This is a genomic window from Kitasatospora sp. NPDC096140 (assembly GCF_040303045.1).
Classification (GTDB): Bacteria; Actinomycetota; Actinomycetes; order Streptomycetales; family Streptomycetaceae; genus Kitasatospora.
On record NZ_JBEOUW010000114.1, the window covers coordinates 1 to 1,070 of the forward strand.

Consider the following 1,070-nt stretch of genomic DNA (forward strand, 5'->3'; position numbering starts at 1 on the left):
CTAGCTGTACTGACCACGGAGGTTGGTGACACGGTTCACGGAGTGGTGATCTTGAAATGAGTGAGGGCCTTCTGGCCAGGTGTGGATTGCGACATCTGCACCGGCGACCAGAAAGGCCCTCATGCCACACCGTAACGCACCGCTGACCGAGACTGGACGCCTGCGCCTGGCCCGCTGCGTGGTCGAGGACGGCTGGCCCCTGCGCAGGGCCGCCGAACGCTTCCAGGTCTCGCCCACCACGGCCAAGCGCTGGGCCGACCGCTACCGGGCCCTCGGCGAGGCCGGCATGAGCGACCTCTCCAGCCGGCCCCACCACAGCCCGCGCAGGCTGCCCGCCCGCACCGAGCGGCGGATCATCAAGGTCCGCGTCCTGCGGCGGTGGGGCCCGGCCCGCATCGCCTACCTGCTCCGCCTGAACCCGGCCACGGTGCACCGGGTCCTGGTCCGCTACCGACTCGCCCGCCTCGCGCACCTCGACCGTGCCACCGGGCGCCCGGTGCGGCGCTACGAACGCGCCGCACCGGGCGAGTTGATCCACGTCGACATCAAGAAGCTCGGCAACATCCCCGACGGCGGCGGCCACCGCGTACTGGGCCGCCCGGCCGGGAAGAGGAACAGCTCCGGCGCGGGCTACGGCTACCTGCACAACGCCGTGGACGACCACTCCCGCCTGGCCTACAGCGAGATCCTGGCCGACGAGCGCAAGGAGACCGCCGCCGCGTTCTGGACCCGCGCCCAGGGCTTCTTCGCCCGCGCCGGGATCACCGTACAACGCGTCATGACCGACAACGGCTCCTGCTACAAGTCCCACCTCTGGCGCGACGTCCTGACCTCGGCCGGAATCGCCCACAAGCGAACCCGGCCCTACCGGCCCCAGACCAACGGCAAGGTCGAACGCTTCAACCGCACCCTGCTCGACGAATGGGCCTACGCCAGGCCATACCGCACCGAACAGGAACGCCGCGACGCCTACCCCGACTGGCTCCACACCTACAATCACCACCGCGGACACACCGCACTCGCAGGCAAGCCACCCGCCAGCCGCGTTCCCAACCTCACGGGCCAGAACA

At 70.1% G+C, this 1,070-nt stretch carries 1 protein-coding gene; it reads left to right on the top strand.

Translation table 11 applies throughout. The features are described 5' to 3' along the window. Positions 1-121: 121 nt before the first annotated feature. On the top strand, positions 122-1,070 hold a 949-nt coding region (locus tag ABT048_RS41655; protein WP_350526864.1), incomplete at its 3' end, for an IS481 family transposase.